This window comes from Mesobacillus sp. QJM3NY_10 (genome assembly GCF_056173465.1).
In genome coordinates this window covers 4355289-4376747 of the sequence record NZ_CM149675.1, presented here as the reverse complement: position 1 = coordinate 4376747, position 21459 = coordinate 4355289, and the positions used below count along the sequence as shown (strand labels likewise).

The 21459-nt window shown below is 42.3% G+C and carries 14 protein-coding genes; 10 read left to right on the top strand and 4 right to left on the bottom strand.

Going from position 1 to position 21459, the window contains the following annotated elements:
* Positions 1-4: 4 nt before the first annotated feature.
* A complete protein-coding gene (locus tag AC0VX7_RS21965) occupies positions 5-2248 on the top strand; it encodes an alpha-galactosidase (RefSeq protein WP_475425915.1) in 2244 nt (747 codons plus the stop codon).
* A 356-nt stretch (positions 2249-2604) separates the two neighbouring features.
* The gene (locus tag AC0VX7_RS21960; protein ID WP_475425914.1) at positions 2605-3783 is read left to right on the top strand and encodes an ROK family transcriptional regulator; all 1179 of its coding nucleotides are present in this window, start codon (positions 2605-2607) and stop codon (positions 3781-3783) included.
* A gap of 33 nt (positions 3784-3816) precedes the next feature.
* Here AC0VX7_RS21960 and AC0VX7_RS21955 read toward each other — a convergent pair whose 3' ends face one another.
* Genes AC0VX7_RS21955 through AC0VX7_RS21940 form a run of 4 tightly spaced genes read right to left on the bottom strand, consistent with a single transcriptional unit; the run spans position 3817 to position 8526 of the window.
* Positions 3817-4854 (bottom strand): aldose epimerase family protein, encoded by a 1038-nt coding sequence (locus tag AC0VX7_RS21955; RefSeq protein WP_475425913.1) that lies wholly within the window; start codon positions 4852-4854, stop codon positions 3817-3819.
* The gene (gene galT, locus AC0VX7_RS21950) at positions 4851-6344 is read right to left on the bottom strand and encodes a UDP-glucose--hexose-1-phosphate uridylyltransferase (protein WP_475425912.1); all 1494 of its coding nucleotides are present in this window, start codon (positions 6342-6344) and stop codon (positions 4851-4853) included. Before galT ends, AC0VX7_RS21955 begins: the two co-directional genes overlap by 4 nt.
* Positions 6341-7342 (bottom strand): UDP-glucose 4-epimerase GalE, encoded by a 1002-nt coding sequence (gene galE, locus AC0VX7_RS21945; RefSeq protein WP_475425911.1) that lies wholly within the window; start codon positions 7340-7342, stop codon positions 6341-6343. The genes galT and galE overlap by 4 nt, the downstream gene beginning before the upstream one ends.
* Positions 7343-7347: 5 nt before the next feature.
* Positions 7348-8526, bottom strand: coding sequence for a galactokinase (locus tag AC0VX7_RS21940; protein ID WP_475425910.1), 1179 nt, complete (start codon positions 8524-8526; stop codon positions 7348-7350).
* 297 nt (positions 8527-8823) lie between these two features.
* Here AC0VX7_RS21940 and AC0VX7_RS21935 point away from each other — a divergent pair, with 297 nt between their 5' ends.
* The 8 genes from AC0VX7_RS21935 (at position 8824) to AC0VX7_RS21900 (ending at position 21449) form a co-directional block, all read left to right on the top strand.
* Entirely contained in the window at positions 8824-9816 is a 993-nt protein-coding gene (locus tag AC0VX7_RS21935; RefSeq protein ID WP_475425909.1) for a LacI family DNA-binding transcriptional regulator, read from the top strand.
* 148 nt (positions 9817-9964) lie between these two features.
* A complete protein-coding gene (locus tag AC0VX7_RS21930; protein WP_475425908.1) occupies positions 9965-11236 on the top strand; it encodes a sugar ABC transporter substrate-binding protein in 1272 nt (423 codons plus the stop codon).
* A gap of 113 nt (positions 11237-11349) precedes the next feature.
* Entirely contained in the window at positions 11350-12606 is a 1257-nt protein-coding gene (locus tag AC0VX7_RS21925; protein WP_475425907.1) for a carbohydrate ABC transporter permease, read from the top strand.
* Positions 12607-12609: 3 nt separating this feature from the next.
* Positions 12610-13461 (top strand): sugar ABC transporter permease, encoded by an 852-nt coding sequence (locus AC0VX7_RS21920; protein WP_475425906.1) that lies wholly within the window; start codon positions 12610-12612, stop codon positions 13459-13461.
* A gap of 42 nt (positions 13462-13503) precedes the next feature.
* Entirely contained in the window at positions 13504-15564 is a 2061-nt protein-coding gene (locus AC0VX7_RS21915; RefSeq protein WP_475425905.1) for a beta-galactosidase, read from the top strand.
* Positions 15565-15697: 133 nt separating this feature from the next.
* Positions 15698-18157: a glycosyl hydrolase 53 family protein gene (locus AC0VX7_RS21910; protein WP_475425904.1), complete on the top strand. Its 2460-nt coding sequence runs from the start codon at positions 15698-15700 to the stop codon at positions 18155-18157.
* Between the two features lie 459 nt (positions 18158-18616).
* Positions 18617-20281 (top strand): PrpR N-terminal domain-containing protein, encoded by a 1665-nt coding sequence (locus AC0VX7_RS21905; RefSeq protein WP_475428221.1) that lies wholly within the window; start codon positions 18617-18619, stop codon positions 20279-20281.
* 175 nt (positions 20282-20456) lie between these two features.
* Complete coding sequence (locus AC0VX7_RS21900) at positions 20457-21449, top strand: 2-keto-3-deoxygluconate permease (protein ID WP_475425903.1); 993 nt, start codon at positions 20457-20459, stop codon at positions 21447-21449.
* Positions 21450-21459 lie beyond the last annotated feature (10 nt).

Sequence of the window (21459 nt, the reverse complement as noted above, 5' to 3'; positions counted from 1 at the left end):
CGCTATGCTAATAAAAGTGAACGAGGAGAAAAGACAATTCCATCTAACAAATGGAAAGGTTAGCTATATTTTTCACGTTATCAAAAATGGGCAGCTTGGACATCTGTATTACGGAAAGGCGATCAGGAACCGTGCTGATTTTGCTCACCTGCAAACCTATGATGTACCTACAGCAGCAAGCTGCCATATATATGAGGATGATCCGGCATTTAGCCTGGAAACGATCCGCCAGGAATACCCTGTCTATGGGAGTTCTGATTTCCGCGAGCCGGCGATCAGTATCAGTAAAGCCGGCCAAAACCATATAGCAAATTTTAAATACGAATCTTTCAGAATACTGGATGGCAAGCCTCGTCTAGAAGGGCTGCCTGCGACCTATACAGAAAAGGAAAAGGAAGCAAGCACCCTGCAAATCGTATTGAGGGATGAATTTCTGCAAGCAGAGCTTGTACTAAGCTACACTATTTTCGCTGACAAGCCAGTCATTACTAGAAGTGCTTCCTTGAAAAATGAAGGGGAGACAAACTTTTCAATCGAACGTTTAATGGGGGCATCCATTGATTTTCCTGATAAGGATTTTTCAATGATTCACTTAGGCGGGACATGGTCACGTGAAAGGCATGTAAAAGAGAGGGAGCTTGAGATGGGGATCCAGTCGATTTCCAGCATCCGCGGGGCAAGCTCGCATCATCATAATCCATTTTTGGCCTTGAAAAGACCAGATGCCACGGAGCATCAAGGAGAAGTATTCGGCTTTAATTTTGTTTACAGCAGCAATTTTCTCATGCAGGTAGAAGTCGACCACTATGATGTGGCGAGATTGACGGTTGGTATCCACCCTTATGGCTTTAAGTGGGGGTTAAAACCCCAGGAAACCTTCCAGACTCCGGAAGTGGTCATGGTCTATTCCAGCCAGGGCTTGAACGGAATGAGCCAGGCCTTCCATTCTCTCTATCGGGAAAACCTGATTCCGTCACAATGGAAGAAGGAAATTCGCCCAATTTTGATTAATAATTGGGAAGCAACTTACTTTGATTTTAATGAGGAAAAACTGGTCAATATTGCGAAAGCTGCAAGTGAACTAGGAATTGAATTGTTTGTCCTCGATGATGGCTGGTTCGGCAAGCGCAATGATGACACTTCCTCACTTGGAGACTGGCAGGTTGATTTGAATAAACTGCCTAATGGTCTGGAAAGCTTAGCAAGAAAGATAACTGATACTGGAGTGAAATTCGGCCTTTGGTTCGAGCCGGAAATGATCAGTCCGGACAGCGAACTATTCAGGGAGCATCCTGATTGGGCTGTTGGTGTTCCCGGGCAGCACCATATCCTTGGGCGGAATCAACTAGTGCTCGATTTTTCAAGGCCGGAAATTGTTGAATACATCTACGGGAAAATGTCAGGGATTATCAGACAGACTGGTTTATTTTATATAAAGTGGGACATGAACCGCAATATTACCGAGGCTTTTTCATCCAAACTGGCAGCGGATGATCAGGGTGAGTTCTTCCATCGTTATATACTTGGAGTCTATCACTTGTACGAGCGTCTGACTCAGGAATTCCCAAATGTGCTGTTTGAATCCTGTGCCGGCGGGGGAGGGCGCTTTGACCCTGGAATGATGCATTATGCGCCCCAAGCATGGGCCAGTGATGATACGGATGCGATTGAACGACTTAAGATCCAATATGGAACATCCTTTGCCTATCCTTTATACAGCATGGGCTCACATGTTTCGGCAGTACCAAATCACCAAACATTGAGAGAAACTCCGATTTCGACAAGGGCAAATGTTGCTTACTTTGGCACTTTCGGTTATGAGCTTGATCCTTTGAAGCTGTCCGAAGAAGATAAAATTGAAATCAAAGAGCAGGTCGGATTTTATAAACAGCACCGTGAATTGATTCGTGATGGCCAGTTTTACCGTCTGGTGAGCCCGTTCTCCGAAAACGAAACCGCGTGGATGGTTGTAAGTGAAGATCAATCCGAAGCCTTGGTTGGCTGGTATAAGGTATTGGCAACCGCCAACCCGCCAAAGCAGCAAACCCTTCGTCTCTTCGGATTGGATGAAGCAAAAATATATCAAGCAGAAGGCCAGAATTTATCATTCTATGGCGATGAATTGATGGCCATTGGATTGCCGTTGCCAACAGAGTTTAATGGAGTCAATGGCAAAAAGGCTAAAAGGGGCGGGGATTATCAGTCCCAGGTATTTTACTTAAAGAGTACGGATGAGACGAAAGGATAGACCGGTGTAACCTTTTTTAAGGCTGCTTTCTCGTTAATTGTTGCTCTTCAGGTATTTTTTCATATCTGTATTTAATAGGGCTAGAGCTCTTTTCTATGAGACTCTGAACAGCAAAAGTTTGTGAAAAAAACAGAGAGATATCTAATAAACAACCATCCTCCATATAAGGCGGATGGTTGTTTTTGTGAGTGATAATATATCAAATAAAGATGACTTGTTCATTCATCATTAAATTGATTCAAGGGTTGTGAGTATGAGGTTAATGAGTTTGGAGGATTACTCATTATATTAATTAAGTTAATTAAGTATCTGTGTGGTATTATATATATAATGAAAAGGTTCTTGGAGGCTGTGAAATGCAGAGAGGTACATTTCAATTAATGAAGTCTGTTAATAAATCAATCATTCTTAATAAAATCCGCACATCTGAGCCTATATCCCGAGCTCAAATTGCGAAAGAAACAAGTTTGACTCCTCCGACAGTAAGCAGCATAGTTAAGGAACTGATTGAGCAGGATTTGGTTAGGGAAAGTACACTGGGCCATTCAAGCGGGGGGCGTAAACCTACAATGCTGCATATTAATGCTGAGGCTTTTTATGTCATTGGCATTGATGCTGGACCGGAAAGAGTAGAATGCATATTCAGTGATCTGACAGGTAAAATCATTCAGCGTTCCTCGAATATAATTGTAAAGCCGATAACAGAAGAGCAGTTTGTTTCCGGGTTAAAAGAAATCATCTTCAAAATTCTAGAGATATCAGATATTGATCAGGAAAAGATCATTGGGATTGGAATTGCTATGCACGGGGTAGTGGATGTTGAAACAGGAACTTCACTAGTAGCGCCAATCTTGAATTTAAGGAATATCCCTATTAAAGAAGTTCTGGAGAAAGAGTTTAATTTGACTGTAAAGGTTGAAAATGATGCCCGCGCCATGGCTCTTGGAGAATCATGGTTCGGCGGTCATGGCGATGTCGACAGTATGGTCGCGGTCAATGTTGGTCGTGGTGTTGGCGCTGGTGTTGTTATGAACGGTAAATTATATCATGGTGCACAGGGGATTGCCGGTGAATTAGGGCATATGACCATTGATATAAACGGAGATATTTGTGAATGCGGAAACCGTGGTTGCCTTCAGACATTAGTGAGTGGCGAAGCAATCGCGAAACGGGCAGCAAAACAGATAAAAGGGATTTCTGGAACACTGACAGGCAAGGAAATATTAGAGTTAGCTGAAGAAGGCAATGAATCATGTATCGAGCTGCTTCAGGAAACTGGCAGGATTCTTGGAATCGGTATAACAAATTTAATTCATCTCGTTAATCCGGGGAAAATTGTATTAGGCGGCGGGGTAATGAAGAGCGAAAGCTTCATTAAGCCAATCCTGCTCGAAACCATTCATCAAAGAGTATTGACAGATGAAGCAAAAGAAATTGATATATCGGTCACAAGACTGGGAGATGATGCCACATTATTAGGTGCTGTATCGTTGCTGCTTGTTGAACTGTTTGATCCAGTTACAAAAATAGGCTGAACCTTTTCATTAAAGGTTCAGCCTATTTTTTGCTTATTTTAGTACAGAAAAAGTAAACACAGTGTGTTTCTGATAACGTTCTCCGGCTTTTAAAAGGATGTCCGGGAAATTGTTATGGTGCAATGAAGCGGGTGAGCCCTGTGTTTCAAAGCAGACCCCATGGTGTTTACGCGAAATGCTTTCTGTCAGCTGCAATCCGTCTTCCAGAGCATTGGCGGTATACATAACCATACCTGGCTGGTTTGTTTTTACTGTCATGACGCGTCCGCTATCAGGGTCTTCGATGATTGCCTGGAATTCTGCTGCATTATTAAAGAGGAAATAATGATCATATCCATTTCCGACAATCGTATTTTGTTCAGAACAGTTATTCAAGCCGTTGCCGAGGATGCGGCCATTTTGAAAATCAAAGGAAGTTCCCTCTACATCAGCAAGCTTTCCGGTAGGAATCAAGTCTTCGTTAAGTTCAACAAAGCTGCTGCTGTCAAGAGTAACAAGTTGTTCGTGAATCGTGTTCTTTAAGTTCCCGCTCAAATTAAAGTAAGAATGATTGGTTAACGCAAGTGGAGTGGTTTGGTCACTGGATGCCAGATAATCAATCGTAAGCTCGTTCTGGTTATTCAGAGTATAGGTAACGGTAACGTCAAGGTTGCCTGGATACCCGCTATCTCCATCAGGGCTTCTCAAAGTTAGCTTTAAACCAGCCTCAGACTCCTCTTCAAAAGGAGAGACATTCCAGATAACTTGATGAAAGCCTCCCGATCCGCCATGCAGATGGTTATGCCCATTGTTAGCTTCAAGGTTATAGGTTATGCCGTCAAGTTCAAAGGAAGCTCCCTCAATCCTGCCAGCAACACGGCCGATAATGGCACCAAGATAATTGGGATTTGACTCATACTCCTGATAATCCTTATAGGAGAGGACAACATTCTCCAGCTCTCCATTTTTATCAGGGGCCTTGATTTTGGTAATAATACCCCCGAAATCCAGAACACTAACGCTGACCCCGTTGTCATTGGTTAATGTATACTCCGTCCATTTCCCGAGTATTTCATTCGTCACTATATTCATGTAATTTCCACCTGATTATTTAATGTGTCAATGAATCTCTCAAATGCTGCACGTTCTTTTAATACACCTGCATCTTCAAGGCATCTGACAAATTTCTTTCCAAGCTCAGCTTGTAAGATGGACTCCGCCTGTTCGCGTCCAGTAATCTCTCCATAAGCGGCTTTTATCTCTTCTGCCCACTGTTGATGGTAATCCTCAACAGTGTTTCGATTGTCTAATAGGTATTCCTGGATTTCCGCTAGTTCCTCCTTTAGCCTAGGAGGCAAAACAGCCAGACCCATAACTTCAATCAAACCGATATTTTCCTTTTTGATATGGTGGACATCAGCATGCGGGTGGAAAAGGCCCATTGGGTGTTCATCAGATGTTCGATTGTTCCTCAAGACGAGGTCAAGTTCGAAAAGCACGCCCCGTTTTCTGGCAATAGGTGTAATCGTATTGTGGGGAGTATCCCCAGTAAAAGCGAATACATCTGCTGCTTCATCTGAGTAACCTTTCCAGGTTTGAAGAATATGGTCGGCAGCTCTGGCAATTGCGTCTTTGTCCGGTCCTTTTAAACGGATGACCGACATTGGCCATTTTACTACTGATGCTGTTATTCCTGGGTAAGTCTTAAGCTGGAATGAGAATGCATCCTCCGCCCGGGTCATCGCAAATTCATAATTGCCGCCCTGATAATGGTCATGACTCAGGATAGAACCCCCAACAATCGGAAGGTCAGCATTTGAACCAATGAAGTAGTGAGGGAATTGATCTGTAAAGCTGAGCAGCCGTTGGAATGCAGCCATATCTATTTTCATAGTGCGATGCTCTTCGGAGAGCAGGATAGAGTGTTCGTTGTAATAAACGTAGGGAGAATACTGTAGATACCAGTTTTCACCTTCAAGAGGTACATGGATGATCCTGTGATTCGCACGTGCTGGATATCCAGTTCGCCCTTCATATCCTTCATTCTCCATACACAATAGACATTTTGGATAGTTTCCGGTCTGTTTCATCGCCCGTTCACGTTTGATTTGTTCTGGATCCTTTTCGGGCTTTGATAAATTTATGGTAATATCCATTTCACCGTAGATTGTATCGACCTTATAGGAAATGTTTTTTGCGATTCGGTTCATTTGGATATAGTTATTATTTTTGCTGAGATTATAAAAGTAATCAGTCGCTGCTTTTGGAGACTCTTGATATTTCTCATTAAAGGTCTTATTGACGACAGAAGGCATCGGTACAAAGCAATTCATGATATTGGCGGCCAGAATCTCTTTTTCATCAAAAACATCTTCTATGAGTCCTTCTTCAATGGCAAAAGCGATTATTTTATCCACAAGGTTTGAAATCGTGTCATTGTCCGCATCGATTCCATCGGTCGGAAAAGCTTTTAATTTCAATAAGCTCATCACCTGGTTCCGAACATATATCTGGTCTGCTGGTTCAATTAGTTCAGTCTCCAGTGCTTTTTGAATGAGTCCTGCTATATACTGCTGGATCATGATTCCACTTCCTTCCGATAGCCATCCGGATGGGAAGAGTGCCACTTCCAAGCATCCTCGATTATTTTCTTGATGGAGGTACGGGTTGGCTCCCAGCTTAGTATTTGTTTTGCTTTCTCGGAACTGGCAATTAAAATGCTCGGATCGCCAGCCCTGCGAGGTCCGATTTTGGCCGGAATATCTTTGCCGGTTACGCTTCTTGCTGTATCGATCATTTCTTTGACCGAAAATCCCTGGCTGCTTCCAAGGTTGAAGATATTGCTATTGCCGCCATTTTTTAAATAGTTTAATGCGAGCAGATGAGCATCGATTAAATCTTCAACATGGATATAATCGCGGATACAAGATCCGTCAGGAGTATCATAATCTTCACCGAATATGGTGATATGTGATCTTTGGCCTAAAGCTGTCTGCAAGATAATAGGAATAAGATGGGTTTCAGGGCGATGGTCTTCGCCGATTTCTGCCGTTTCCCTTGCTCCTGCCACATTGAAGTAACGCAGAGAAACATATTTTATGCCATGGGCATGCTCAGTCCACTTCATTAATTTTTCCATGGTCAGTTTCGTTTCACCGTAAGCATTGGTCGGGTTTGTTGGAACTGTTTCGGTAATAGGTACCGTTTCAGGCTCACCATATGTTGCCGCAGTGGAAGAGAAGACGATTTTATCCACATTGTGTTCAACCATTACCTTAAGCAAGACCTGCGTTCCATAGACATTGTTATCAAAATACTTTATTGGATTTTCCATCGACTCACCGACAAGTGAATTGGCAGCAAAGTGAATCACAGAATCAATCGATTCTTTTTCAAAGACTGAGCGAAGGAAATCAATGTTCCTTATATCTCCCTCATAAAACTTCGCCTCGGGATGAATCGCTTCCCTATGGCCGGTTTCCAGGTTGTCAATGATGACAACTTTTTCGTTTTGGTCGATTAATTGATAGACTGCGTGTGAACCAATATAACCCGCTCCGCCTAAAACTAATACACTCATTTAATTCACTCCTCAGTAAGTTCTTTTGCTCCGTCACCGATTGCCGCGGTATAAAATGATGCGTCATAACCGACTGTGTCACGGTAAATGGAGTTAATGGCTTCTTGGAAATCAGCAACTTTTTCCTTCTCAACAATGGCGATCGCACAGCCGCCGAAACCTGCTCCGGTCATACGGGCGCCTATTACTCCATCCTGTTCCCAGGCAGCCTGGACAATCGTATCCAGTTCAAGCCCTGTAACCTCATAGTCATCTCTTAAGGAGACATGGGATTCATTCATTAAATATCCGAAGCGCTGGAGATCCCTTTGTTGCAGCTTTTCCAGGGCTTCCAGGGTTCGCGCGTTTTCATAGACAGCGTGTTTGGCTCGTCTTTGATTGATCTCGTCTTTAATCAGATGTTTGTGGTTTTCGAATTCTTCAATAGTCAGCTCTCCTAAACTGCTAATCGAAAGCTCCTGCTGCAAGTCGCTTAATGCCTGCTCACATTGAGCACGACGTTCATTATATTTTGAACCGGCCAGTGTGCGCTGTTTATTTGTATTAATAATCATAATCGCGTAGTCATCCAATGCTATTGGCGCGTACTTGTACTCTAGTGTCTGGCAATCGAGAAGGATGGCATGATCCTTTTTTCCCATGCCGATGGCAAACTGGTCCATGATGCCGCTGTTAACACCAATATAATCATTTTCGACCTTTTGCCCCAGCTGGATCATGGGAATCCGTTCCATATTTAAATTGAATAGACCGGTCATCAGTACTCCTGTTGCAAGCTCGATGGAAGCGGAAGAAGAGAGTCCGGCTCCATTTGGGATATTTCCGTAATATAAGATGTCAGCTCCATTGTGAATCTCATAACCAGCGTCTTTTAAGTAAAGAATGACGCCCTTAGGGTAATTTGCCCAGTGATCTGATTCATCAAATGCCAAGTCTGACAGGTCGGCCTCAATAATGCCTGTTTCGGGAAAGTTCATGCTATAAAAGCGCAATTTCTGGTCATCCCGTTTTCTTCCTAAAGCATAAGTTCCATATGAAATGGAAGCAGGGAAGACATGGCCTCCATTATAGTCTGTATGTTCACCAATCAGGTTGATTCTTCCCGGTGCAAAAAAGGCTCTCGGATTCTCGGTTGAGTCAAATATAGATTTGAATTTGCTTTTTAAATCGGCTGTTATGCTCATAATGGCCTCCTATAGTTTTACCTTGAAGTAAGGTGATAATGGACCTTCATATATACTTAGTTAATTAATTTAATTAAGTTAAATAAAGTTTACTATAATTTCGCAAGGGACGCAATATATAAAAACTGCGATTGTTTTTAAGGAAACAACTATGAAATCTGACGAGTTAAGTACATGGACCAGTGTATTTTAGCCGAGAAGAAAGTAACTTGACTAATCTATATTTCGCATAGTAAAATTTAGTAAAAAGTTTTACTAAAATATATTTTCTTAATGATAAAACGTGGAGGAATTAACATGGCGACAATTAAAGATATTGCTGAAAAAGCAGGCTATTCGTTATCTACAGTTTCAAGGGTCCTGAACAACGACCAAAGTCTATCTGTTTCAGACGATACAAGGGAAAAAATTTATGAGGTGGCAGAGCAATTGAATTACCGTAAGAAAGCTGTAAGGACTCTCGTTAAAAACATTGCTTTCTTATACTGGTTAACGGATAAAGAAGAACTTGAAGATGTTTATTATAAGACGATGAGGGAGGAGATCGAAAAACTAGCCAGGTTCTATAATGTAGATCTCATCACTTATAAAATCAGTGACGGCATCCATCAAATCCCGGATAGTATTGAGGGTTTCATTGCAGTGGGAACTTTTTCAGATAATGAACTTGCCCATCTTAGGAGCCTGACATCCAATGGTGTTTTTATTGATTCAACACCTGATCCCGATCATTACGATTCTGTAAGGCCTGATTTACCACAGATTACCCGGAGGACGGTTAATTTTTTGATGGAAAAGGGCCATTCGGAAATTGGGTTAATCGGTGGCACTTATCATAACCCAAACACTGATGAGGACGAAAGGGACATACGCGAACGGGTTTTCCGCCGCTATATGGAAGCGAAAGGCTTATTGAAGGATCAATACATCTTCACGCATCGAGGATTTTCTGTTGAAAACGGATATTTCCTGATGACAAAAGCGATCCAGGAACTCGGGGATGACCTGCCGACAGCTTTTCTTGTTGCAGCCGACCCTATAGCAGTAGGCTGTCTTCAAGCGTTAAATGAACATGGACTAGCGATACCAAATCGAGTCAGTATTGTCAGTATCAATAATATCAGTGTTGCAAAATATGTTTCCCCGCCCCTGACTACTTTTAATATTGATATTAAGTTAATCTGTAAAAACGCAATCGAGCTATTGCTGGAACGGGTGTTGGAGAAAAGGAAACTCGTGAAAACCTTATATATTGGGTCAGAAATGGTCATTCGCAAAAGTACGAATTAAATCGCAGAAATTAGTTTTCGTAAAAAGTTTTACTTATTTTAGTAAAAAAGTTGTTTACATCTTTTCTTGCCGGTGCTATATTTTAAATACTAAAGCGCTTTCAGTTTAGTGAAAACAAAACTAACTAATTTTGAAAGGATGTAAATCCATGAAGAAATTCAAAAAGTATATGGGCCTTATGAGCGGTATCGCATTAACATTATCGCTTGCTGCATGCGGACCACAGGACAATGCAGAAGATGTCTCAAAGGAAGCACCAAAAGATAAAAATGTTGAGTTACTGGTTTGGGAGGATATTCAAAAAGGCGAAGGCATTAAGGATGCTATTGCTCAATTTGAAAAGGATAACAACGTAACAATCAAAGTGGTTGAAAAGCCATATGCCCAGCAAATTGAAGACTTACGTTTAGATGGTCCTGCTGGGACAGGCCCGGATGTACTAACTATGCCTGGTGATCAGATTGGAACAGCGAAAACAGAGGGTTTAATTAAACAATTGAATGTTAGTGATGATGTTACCTCCATCTATACTGAAGCTGCAATGCAGTCACAAATGGTTGATGGTAAAGTATACGGATTGCCAAAAGCGGTAGAAACGACAGTACTTTACTATAATAAGGATCTTATTTCAGAGGATGAATTGCCAAAAACTTTGGATGAATGGTATGACTACTCCAAGAAAGTGACAGATGGCAAGAATTTTGGATTCCTGGCTTTATTTGATCAAATTTATTATGCGAATAGTGTCATGAGTGGTTACGGCGGATATATTTTCGGTCAAGATGCAGAAGGTAATTATAATCCAGAAGATATCGGTTTAAACAATGAGGGAGCAATTGAAGGTGCTCAATATATCCAGAAGTTTTATAAAGAAAAACTATTCCCTTCTGGTATCATTGGCGAGCAGGGGATTAACGTTTTAGAGTCTTTATTTACTGAAGGTAAAGCTGCGGCCGTTATTTCCGGTCCGTGGAATATCGAGCCATTTGCAAAAGCTGGTATAAACTATGGTGTTACTAAATTGCCTGAGCTTTCAAATGGTAAGAACATGAGTGCGTTTGTTGGTGTGAAGAGCTACAATGTCAGCGGATATTCAAAGAATGCTGAACTTGCAGAAAAGCTAGTTACTTTCCTGGCTAATGAAGAGAATTCCAAGAAGCGTTATGAACTAACACAAGAGGTTCCTGCGGTAGCGGCTTTAGCTGATGACCCTGTCGTAACAGAGAGTGAAGCAGCACAAGCTGTCGCAGAACAGTCCCAGTTCTCTGAATTAATGCCAAATATTCCGCAAATGAACGAAGTTTGGACACCTGCCGATGCGGCGTTACAAACAATTGCTACAGGGAAGGCTCAACCTGAAGAAGCTTTGAATCAAGCGGTTAAAACAATTAAAGGGCAAATTGAAGCTAAGCATAAATAATAGATCAATTAAAAATGGTGTCAAACGCACATTCTGTTTGACACCATTTATTGTAATGGTGAAGAAAACAGCGACTCTATAAGACGAGTTTTCTATATAATGAGGTGAAAAAAATGCAACATCGCAGATTAGCCCTTCTCTTATCTGTAATTCCCGGGCTAGGCCAAATTTACAATAAGCAATGGATCAAAGGTGGAGTGTTTCTTTTCCTCGCGGTATCCTTCTTTTTAGTATTTGGAGACCTGTTGAATATGGGATTTTGGGGGCTCTTTACACTAGGGGAAGTAGTGCCCCGTGACAACTCCGTTTTTCTGCTCGCTGAAGGAATCATTGCGCTAATTGTCACGTTTTTTGGCCTGGCATTCTACTACATCAACTTACGAGATGCTTATAAAAATGGAGCCTTGCGTGATAACAACCAGGCGCTGAGCTCCCTTAAGGACGATTATAAGAATTTAATTTCACAGGGTTATCCATATGTTATTAGCGGTCCGTCGCTGTTTATATTAATTTTTGCAGTGATTTTTCCGATTCTGTTCAGTTTTGCGCTGGCATTCACCAATTACGACTTATATCATTCACCGCCGGCTAATTTGGCTGACTGGGTTGGGTTCCAGACGTTTTTAGAGATTTTCACAGTTGACATCTGGCGCTCAACATTCTTTGATGTATTGGCCTGGACGGTCATATGGACGCTCGTTGCTTCCACTCTCCAGGTTAGTATTGGAATCTTCATGGCTGTATTAGTGAATCAAAAGGATTTAAGGTTCAAAAAGTTTTATCGTACTATTTTAGTTTTACCATGGGCAGTACCAGGTTTTGTAACGATCCTTATATTTGCCGGTTTATTTAATGATAGTTTCGGCGCAATCAACAATGATATTTTAGCAGCATTCGGCATTGACTCAATCGCCTGGCTGACAGATGAAAACTGGACGAGAGTAGCCTTGATCCTGATGCAGGGCTGGCTTGGATTTCCTTATATTTTCCTTGTTACTACAGGAGTTCTGCAGTCGATTCCCGATGATCTTTATGAAGCTGCGACAATTGATGGTGCATCGATGTTTGCGAAGTTCAGATTCATTACTATGCCGATGATCCTGCTCGCCATGGCTCCGATCATCATTACCCAGTTTACGTTCAACTTTAATAACTTCAATATTATCTATCTATTTAATGGCGGCGGCCCGGCGGTCCCTGGATCAACTGCCGGTGGAACGGACATACTGGTGTCCTGGATTTATAAATTGACGATGCAATCAAGTCAATACTCTCTGGCAGCAGCCTTGACTATTTTGCTTTCAATCTTTGTTATCGCGATTGCCCTGTGGCAATTCAGGCGGACAAATTCATTTAAAGAGGGGGTTTAAAGAATGCAGGGGAATATGAAGAAAAATAAAACCCTCCGTCTCTTTTTATCCTATACGTTCCTGACTTTTATGACGGTCATTATTATTTACCCATTACTCTGGACAGTGGGGGCAAGTTTTAATCCGGGTAATAGTCTGATCAGTACAAGTATCATCCCGAAAAACCCGACATTTGATCACTATCGTGAGTTATTTGCCGGAAAAGAAAGTCTGCAGTATGGAAAGTGGTATTTCAACTCTTTGAAAATCAGTATTTTTACAATGGTTGGTTCAATGATAAGTGTTTCTTTCACCGCGTATGCTTTTTCACGCTTCCGTTTCAAAGGCAGGAAAAATGCTTTGACATTATTTTTACTGCTGCAAATGATTCCGCAGTTCTCAGCACTGGTCGCTCTGTTTGTACTGGCCCAAATGCTTGGAATGATGAATAGCCATTGGCTGTTGATCCTGCTGTATATTGGTGGACAAATCCCAATGAATACTTATTTGATGAAAGGTTATATGGACTCAATTCCATTGGATTTGGATGAGAGTGCGAAGATTGACGGGGCAAGCAATACAAGGATCTTTTTACAAATCATTATGCCATTATCCAGGCCGATGCTTGCAGTAGTGGCGATGAATGGTTTTACAGGACCACTTGGTGATTTTGTTTTGTCATCAACCATTTTAAGATCACCTGAAGCCTATACTTTGCCGATTGGATTATACAACCTGGTAAATGAAGTAATGGGTGCGAGCTATACGACCTTTGCTGCAGGTGCGCTTCTTATCAGTATCCCGATTGCGATCATCTTCCTGATGCTGCAAAAGCACTTTGTATCAGGATTAACCGCTGGTGGAACGAAGGGGTAACAGGAAGAACAAACTGTTGATAACGGTTAGAAGGAGAGTCTTATGTCAAAACATGAAAAAACTTATACAACGAAAGCAGACTTCATGCTTCATGGAGGAGACTACAATCCTGACCAATGGCTGGACCGGCCTGATATCCTGGCAGAGGATATAAAGTTAATGAAGCAGTCACATAGCAATGCCTTTTCAGTTGGGATTTTTGCCTGGAGTACTCTTGAGCCGGAAGAAGGAGTCTACAATTTTGAATGGTTAGATAAAATCTTCGAAGATATCTATAGCATTGGCGGCCGGGTCATCCTGGCTACCCCAAGCGGAGCACGTCCGGCGTGGCTGTCACAAAAATATCCTGAAGTATTGCGCGTAAATAGCTCCAGAGTGAAACAGCTTCATGGTGGCAGGCATAATCACTGCTTTACTTCAGAGGTGTATCGTGAAAAAACCCGGCAGCTCAACCGCCTGCTGGCTGAAAGGTATGGAAACCATCCTGCGCTGTTAATGTGGCATATATCGAATGAATATGGCGGCGAATGCCACTGCAATGCATGCCAGACTGCATTCAGAGGCTGGTTGAAAGACAAATACAATAATGACCTGCAAGCTTTGAATGACGCATGGTGGGGGCCTTTCTGGAGCCATACATTCAACGACTGGTCACAGATTGAATCACCATCTCCGATTGGCGAAAGCATGGTTCACGGGCTGAATCTGGACTGGAAAAGGTTTGTCACCGACCAGACAATCTCATTTTTTGAAAATGAAATTGTTCCAATCAGGGAATTGACACCGGATATCCTGGTTACGACTAATTTCATGGCTGACACTCATGATCTAATTCCTTTCCAGGGCCTGAACTATAGTAAATTTGCTGAAAAACTTGATGTGATTAGCTGGGATGCTTATCCGGCCTGGCATAACGATTGGGAAACCACGGCTGATTTAGCGATGAAAGTAGGCTTTATCAATGACTTGTACCGGAGTTTGAAACAACAACCATTCTTATTGCTGGAGTCCACGCCAAGTGGAGTGAACTGGCATCCAGTGAACAAAGCGAAGCGGCCGGGCATGCATTTATTGTCATCGATGCAGATGGTCGCTCACGGGTCAGACAGTGTTATGTACTTCCAATGGCGGAAGTCCCGCGGCTCTTCGGAAAAATTTCATGGTGCTGTCGTTGACCATGATAATAGTGCAGAAAACCGAGTTTTTAAAGAAGTAGCGAAGGTTGGGACAACCCTTAAAAAGCTTTCTGAAGTGGTAGGGACAAATCGTCCATCTGAAGTGGCGATCCTTTATGATTGGGAAAGCAATTGGGCATTGAATGATGCGCAGGGATTCGGAAAGGAAACAAAGCGTTATCCCCAGACATTGCAGCAGCATTATCGTGCATTCTGGGAACAAGATATCCCTGTGGATGTCATAACGAAGGAACAGGATTTTTCAGACTATAAATTATTGATTGTACCTATGCTTTATCTAGTGAGTGAAGAAACGATTTCTCGTCTGAAATCATTCGTAGCTAGTGGCGGCACATTAGTTACAACTTATTTAAGTGGGTTAGTCAATGAACATGACTTAACGTATTTAGGGGGATGGCACAAGGACCTGCAAGAGATTTTCGGGATGAAGCCATTAGAAACAGATACCTATTATCCAAAAGATCATAATTCTGTCTCCTATCGTAATCAATCATACGAGTTGAAAGACTACGCAACAGTCATTGAACTAAATTCAGCCACTGCAGATGGAGTTTATGAGAAGGATTTCTATGCAGGTACACCGGCCGTGACCAGCCACCATTATGAAAAAGGACATACCTATTATATCGGCGGCCGTTTAGAGGATCAATTCCATCGTGATTTTTACAATGAAATCATCGCTCGTTTAGGGATTGAACCAGCAGCTGATGTTAAACACGGGAAGGGCGTATCGGTCCAGACAAGAAAGTCTCCGGAAAGCGACTATCTGTTTGTCATGAATTTCACGGAAGAGCAGCAGCCAGTAACCTTTGAATCACAAGTGAGAGATTTGGTGACCGGAGAAGAGGTTTCAGGTGAGCTGACCCTGGAGAAATATGAAGTTAGAATTGTGGAGAAAAAACGATAAAAACCTTGCAGCTTTGCTTTCTGAACCATCCATTCTATCTATAGGAATGGATGGTTTCTCCATAGGTAATAGGAAGCGCTTACTTTTTCAGTTGGTCTTTTAAAACTTTTTATTGTTGAAGGGAGATAGGAGAATGGTGAAAAGAATGAAGGTTTTAGCTTTGCTGATGGTGTTCATGATGGTATTTGGTTCGGTTTTTTCAAATCAGGATCGAGGGTTTGCTCAGGAGCAATTGATTGAAAATGGCGGGTTTGAATCGAATTTCTGGGATGATGGGTCATGGACTGTGGAAACATCAAATTGGGACGGTATTGATGTACAGCAGTTTCCCTATGCGAATGATACCTGGATGACGCCAGATGAGGGCAGCTATGCATTCAAATATTGGATCAAAGATTCTGCAGGTGAAAACCAGACCTTTACGATTAGTCAAACAATCCCTTCTCTTCCGGCGGGAAGCTACGAGATCTCGGTGAAGACAATGGGTGGAGCAGGAGCAGGAGCAGAAGCCGGGAATGTGAAACTGTTTGCCGGAGAAACAGCAGGGAGTGCTGAAGTGACGACTGGTTATAATGCATGGGGAACGGCCGTTTTGAAATTCGATCTAGCTGAAGCGGCTGCTGATTTCAAAGTGGGAGCCATCGTTACCGGAGCAGCGAATGCATGGGGCTACCTGGACAGCTTCAACTTAAGTTCATTGGGAGGTGGTAATGTGGAAATACCTGAACCTGTAGAAGCTGACATTTTTGTAAAAAGAGTGGAAGGCATTGATGATAATTTTATCAAAGGCGTTGATATTTCCAGTATTATCGCACTCGAACAAAGCGGAGTGAAATTTTACAACGAAGCTGGGAAGAAACAGGACATCTTCAAAACCTTAAATGAAGCTGGCGTGAACTATGTCCGCGTCCGTATCTGGAATGACCCATATGATTCAGTCGGAAATGGTTATGGCGGCGGCAATAATGATGTGGAAAAAGCGATAGAAATCGGCAAAAGGGCGACTGCAAATGGAATGAAACTGTTGGTAGACTTCCACTATTCCGATTTCTGGGCAGACCCTGGGAAACAGCAGGCTCCAAAGGAATGGGAGAATTTGAGCTTTGAAGATAAGAAAACAGCATTATACCAATATACAAAAGGAAGTCTGCAGGCTATGCTCGATGCGGGCATCGATATTGGGATGGTGCAGGTAGGCAATGAAACAAATGGAGCATTGGCAGGGGAAAAAGACTGGGGGAAAATGAGCGAGTTATTTAGTGAGGGAAGCAGAGCGGTAAGAGAAACGGACTCAAGTATTTTGGTCGCTTTGCATTTTACTAACCCTGAAACTGCAGGAAGATATGCATCAATCGCCAGGACCCTCGATCAAAATGGTGTGGACTATGATGTATTCGCCAGTTCCTATTATCCATTCTGGCATGGTACACTGGCTAATTTAACTTCCACCTTGAAGAATGTGGCAGACACATATGGCAAGAAAGTGATGGTGGCTGAAACATCATATACCTACACAGCTGAAGACGGAGATGGTCATGGAAATACAGCGCCGAAAAGCTCTGGACAAACATTAAATTACCCAGTTACTGTCCAGGGTCAGGCTGCTGCGGTAAGAGATGTAATAGAGGCGGTTGCGAACGTCGGGGAAGCAGGTATTGGTGTTTTTTATTGGGAACCAGCATGGATTCCAGCGGCGCCTGATAAAAAGCTAAAGAAAAATCAAAAGCTGTGGGAAAAGTATGGATCAGGCTGGGCTACGAGCTTTGCTGCAGAATACGATCCTGAAGATGCGGGACATTGGTATGGGGGGAGCGCGGTAGATAATCAGGCGTTGTTTGATTTTTATGGACATCCGCTGCCTTCCTTAAATGTATTCAAGTATGTGGATACAGGTGCTGTTGCCCCTTTGAGGATTGATGAAATTAAAAATCTTTCCATACAGGCCAATGCTGGTGAAACTGTTACGTTACCAGTAACGGTGACAGCGACATACAACGATGGAAGCACTGGTTCTGTCGCTGTCGAATGGGACGATGCTGCCCTAAATCAAGCCATTAACTCTGGGGTTGGAACTTATGTCATCACAGGGGTTGTCGATGGTGGTTACACTGTAAAAGCAAACTTGCAGATAAAGCCAGAGAATTTTGTGCAGAACCCTGGCTTCGAGGGTAGTGACAGAAGCGTGTGGAACATCATTTATCCAGAAGGAATCGCTCCGCATACTGATTATCAAGAGAAGGCGGCTGATGCTAAAACAGGAAATTACTCGTTGCACTTTTACTCAAGCGAAGCAGTTGACTTCAAAGTAGAACAAACAATTACTGGCCTGGAACCAGGCTATTATAATCTTTCTATGTTCCTGCAAGGCGGAGATGCAGAGGAATCGGAAATGTATCTTTACGCTAAAACCAGTGACCAAGAATACAAAATGAATACCTCGGTTAATGGCTGGGTGAACTGGAGTAACCCTGAAATTAATGAAATACTTGTGCTCGATGGGGAAATTACCATAGGGGCAAGTATAAAAGCAGGTGCAGGGGCCTGGGGAAGCTTGGATGATTTTTATTTATACAAGGTAAAAGAGTTGAATTAAGAGACAGAAATTCGGTAGTCGAAATAGCGGGAGAGGCGTGGAGCGATGTAGCTTTACGCTTCTTCTTTTTTAAGGTGACGTTGAGCTGTATCCATTAAAGTAGAGGTGAAAAAATAACCAATTCCGAGATTCCTGCGTTTCAAAATTTAGTTAAAAACTTATCCAGAATAAAAAGTTGCTACACCAAGAGCAATTAAAACAAGGATAACTCCTAGAGACAAATAGAGTATTTTTTTCCTCATTAATATCCCATCTTTCTGTAAGTTCAAAATTCATTAAATGAGATGTTCTATAAACTAGACTGATTTTCCTTCAAACCTTATATATAAAAATGTTAAATCAGTCTAGGTATCTTGAAGGCTATGGTGCCCACGTTCTTCTTCCTGCTTTTCCTGCTTTGTTCATTGCGCTTTTCTTCTAGTTATGCTATGTATGAAGGGAAGGAAAGAACGGGTGATTATGATGATTAAGGTGTTGTTTATTGCGCCATATCCTGCGATGGCTGTATTGATCGATGAATGTAAAACAGATGCTGAGGATTTGGATGTTACGGTAAAGACCGGAAACCTTGGCTCTGCCGTCCCGCTGGCTAAACGAGCGGAACAGGACGGTTTTGATGTAATCATCAGCCGCGGAGGGACTGCTAAATTAATAGAAGAAGTAACCAATCTGCCGGTTATTGATATTCATGTTTCTGGTTATGATATGCTTCGTGTACTTACACTGGCGAATGAGTTTCCAGGCAAGAAGGCGATAGTTGGCTTTTCGAACATCACCTTGGGAGCGGAAACAATTACTGATATATTGGAGTTTCCAATTGAAGTATTTACAGTTGAGAGAGCAGAAGAAGTCGGACCGCTTATAAAGGACCTCAAGGATCAGGGATATAGTGTCATTATGGGGGATGTCGTTACTGTCCATAATGCTGACCGGTACGGGATGGAAGGGATCCTGATTCAGTCAGGTAGAGAGGCAATCTTTGATGCTTTCCAGCGAGCAAGAACTATTTATTCTTTTTACCAGAAGAAACAGACAGAAATCGACTTGATGAAGGCAGTGCTGGACTCGGCAGCATCAGACTTTGTCGTCCTTGACTCTGCCGGTGCGGTTGTTTACGAACAGTGGAAAACAATCCCATCATCACTAATAGATGTAACTGCATTATCCGAAGACGGGAGTCTGAATGCCCAGGGGGTTATCACGACCGGCGATGATATGTACAAGGTGAAACCGTCTGTGCTGTCTAATGGGGGCAGGAAATACTATTTATATTCTTTTTCAAAGCTTGAACGATCAATGGATGATTCATTGATAAAAGTGGAACGTGTATCTCAGCTTCCTTTAATCATTCAGGAAAGCGAGCAGATGAAGAATTGTATTTCTTCTATAGGAGCAAATATTAAAAAGTCCAAATGGGCATTGATTGGTGAAAATGGTACTGGCAAAGGTTTGATTGCAAGGTATATCCATTATATGAAGCATGGTGGCCAGGGACTTTTTGCAGTCGCGGTGGCCAGGGACTTTTTAAAAAAATCTGAAGTTGATGAGGATATCAAAACGATTTACCTTCAGGGCATAGAAGCTTTGGATGTTCCTGAACAACAGAGACTGCAGCAGGTGGCTGATTATCATTGCAGCATAGGCATCAACATCCTATTTTCTGTTCAATCGGATAGCGAAGGAGTCTTTGATCCAGACGTAGCCCGGATCTACTTGCCGCCTTTGCGGAAACGAAATGGTGACATAAGGGTGCTTGCAGCTTATTTAATCGCGGATTCAAATCAGCGCTTTGGCACATCACCAATTAAGATTAAAGAGGAAGCTCTCGACCTTTTAGAACAATATCGTTGGCCTGGTAATGTAGCGGAATTAAAAGCTGTCCTGCATGACGCCGCGGCTGCAGAAAAGGGTTATGTTTTAAGTACTGAAGTGATTGGTACTATGCTAGAATCAAAAATTTCAAGTGAAATATCCATGCCAGAAGATTTTTTACAGGGAACATTAGAAGAAATCGAGAAGAAAATTATCCTTAAAGTTATGGAGCAAGAGGATGGCAATCAGACAAGAGTCGCGAATAGGCTGAATATCAATCGTTCCACATTATGGAGAAAGCTGAAGAATTGATTCTTCAGCTTTTTATTATTGTTTAAAAATGCAACACTTTAAAAGTGTAAAAATTTTACTATGAACATTTTTCGATAAAAATATTGCAAAAATAAAACGTTTTCATTAAAATGAAACATGTAAGCGATTACTTAATCGTTTAAATTTGAAACAATACAAAAGGGGATGCTAGAATATGAGAATAAAGGCAGGTTTAGAAAGAATTCCTGGTGGAATGATGGTTGTGCCGTTGCTTATTGCAGCAACACTGAACACATTTGCACCAAACTTGCTTCGCATTGGTAACTTTACAGAGGCGCTATTTGTAAATGGCGCAGGTACTTTAATTGCACTTTTCCTATTGGCGACTGGTGCACAAATAAATGTTAGATCTTTCGGTGTTTCGGTTGGTAAAGGTGCGACATTGCTTGGAATCAAGTGGATTGTCGGTGCCGCAGTTGGACTTATTGCATACTTATTTGCTGGAGACAACGGATTGTGGCTAGGACTTGCGCCTATCGCGATCATTGCCGCGATGACAAACAGCAATGGCGGATTATTCGTTGCTCTTGTTGGTCAATACGGAAATAAAGAAGACCGTGCCTCATACTCATTGCTTGCTTTGAATGATGGACCATTCCTAACGATGGTTGCACTATCAATCTTCGGTGCAATGGGCTTTGTTGACGGAATGTTCTCTATCCAGTCATTCATTGCTGTATTGCTGCCAATCCTTGTTGGTATGGTGTTAGGTAACCTGGATGAAGAAATGCGTGAATTCCTTGATAATGGAAGCTCAATGCTGATTCCATTCTTCGCTTTCGCACTCGGTATGGGAATTGATTTCGGAGCGATCGTTGCAGGTGGATTAACAGGAATTCTATTAGGGGTAATGACTGTTCTATTCACAGGTACTGCAGGTTACTTTGTATTCAAAGCTTTCAAGTGGAATCCAATTGTCGGTGCTGCTGAAGGCTCGACGGCTGGGAACGCGGTAGCGACTCCTGCCGCGATTGCTGCGGCAAACGCAAGCTTCTCTCAATATGCTGAACTGGCGACTGTCCAGGTTGCTGCATCGACAGTTACTACAGCAATTCTACTTCCGTTGTTCATCGCTTTCCTTGTTAAACGACTTGAGAAAAAGGGGTACGCGTTCAGGCAAGGAAATGTCATAAAAGTGGATAGTTAAGGGTGTGTTC

Excerpts from the sequence above, each read along its gene's own strand:
- AC0VX7_RS21915 (WP_475425905.1), top strand. The coding sequence starts at position 13,504 with ATGTCAAAACATGAAAAAACTTATACAACGAAAGCAGACTTCATGCTT.
- AC0VX7_RS21940 (WP_475425910.1), bottom strand. The coding sequence starts at position 8,526 with ATGAGCATAACAGCCGATTTAAAAAGCAAATTCAAATCTATATTTGAC.
- AC0VX7_RS21910 (WP_475425904.1), top strand. The coding sequence starts at position 15,698 with ATGGTGAAAAGAATGAAGGTTTTAGCTTTGCTGATGGTGTTCATGATG.
- AC0VX7_RS21955 (WP_475425913.1), bottom strand. The coding sequence starts at position 4,854 with ATGAATATAGTGACGAATGAAATACTCGGGAAATGGACGGAGTATACA.
- galT (WP_475425912.1), bottom strand. The coding sequence starts at position 6,344 with ATGATCCAGCAGTATATAGCAGGACTCATTCAAAAAGCACTGGAGACT.
- AC0VX7_RS21935 (WP_475425909.1), top strand. The coding sequence starts at position 8,824 with ATGGCGACAATTAAAGATATTGCTGAAAAAGCAGGCTATTCGTTATCT.
- AC0VX7_RS21905 (WP_475428221.1), top strand. The coding sequence starts at position 18,617 with ATGATGATTAAGGTGTTGTTTATTGCGCCATATCCTGCGATGGCTGTA.
- AC0VX7_RS21965 (WP_475425915.1), top strand. The coding sequence starts at position 5 with ATGCTAATAAAAGTGAACGAGGAGAAAAGACAATTCCATCTAACAAAT.
- AC0VX7_RS21920 (WP_475425906.1), top strand. The coding sequence starts at position 12,610 with ATGCAGGGGAATATGAAGAAAAATAAAACCCTCCGTCTCTTTTTATCC.
- AC0VX7_RS21930 (WP_475425908.1), top strand. The coding sequence starts at position 9,965 with ATGAAGAAATTCAAAAAGTATATGGGCCTTATGAGCGGTATCGCATTA.
- AC0VX7_RS21925 (WP_475425907.1), top strand. The coding sequence starts at position 11,350 with ATGCAACATCGCAGATTAGCCCTTCTCTTATCTGTAATTCCCGGGCTA.
- AC0VX7_RS21960 (WP_475425914.1), top strand. The coding sequence starts at position 2,605 with ATGCAGAGAGGTACATTTCAATTAATGAAGTCTGTTAATAAATCAATC.
- galE (WP_475425911.1), bottom strand. The coding sequence starts at position 7,342 with ATGAGTGTATTAGTTTTAGGCGGAGCGGGTTATATTGGTTCACACGCA.
- AC0VX7_RS21900 (WP_475425903.1), top strand. The coding sequence starts at position 20,457 with ATGAGAATAAAGGCAGGTTTAGAAAGAATTCCTGGTGGAATGATGGTT.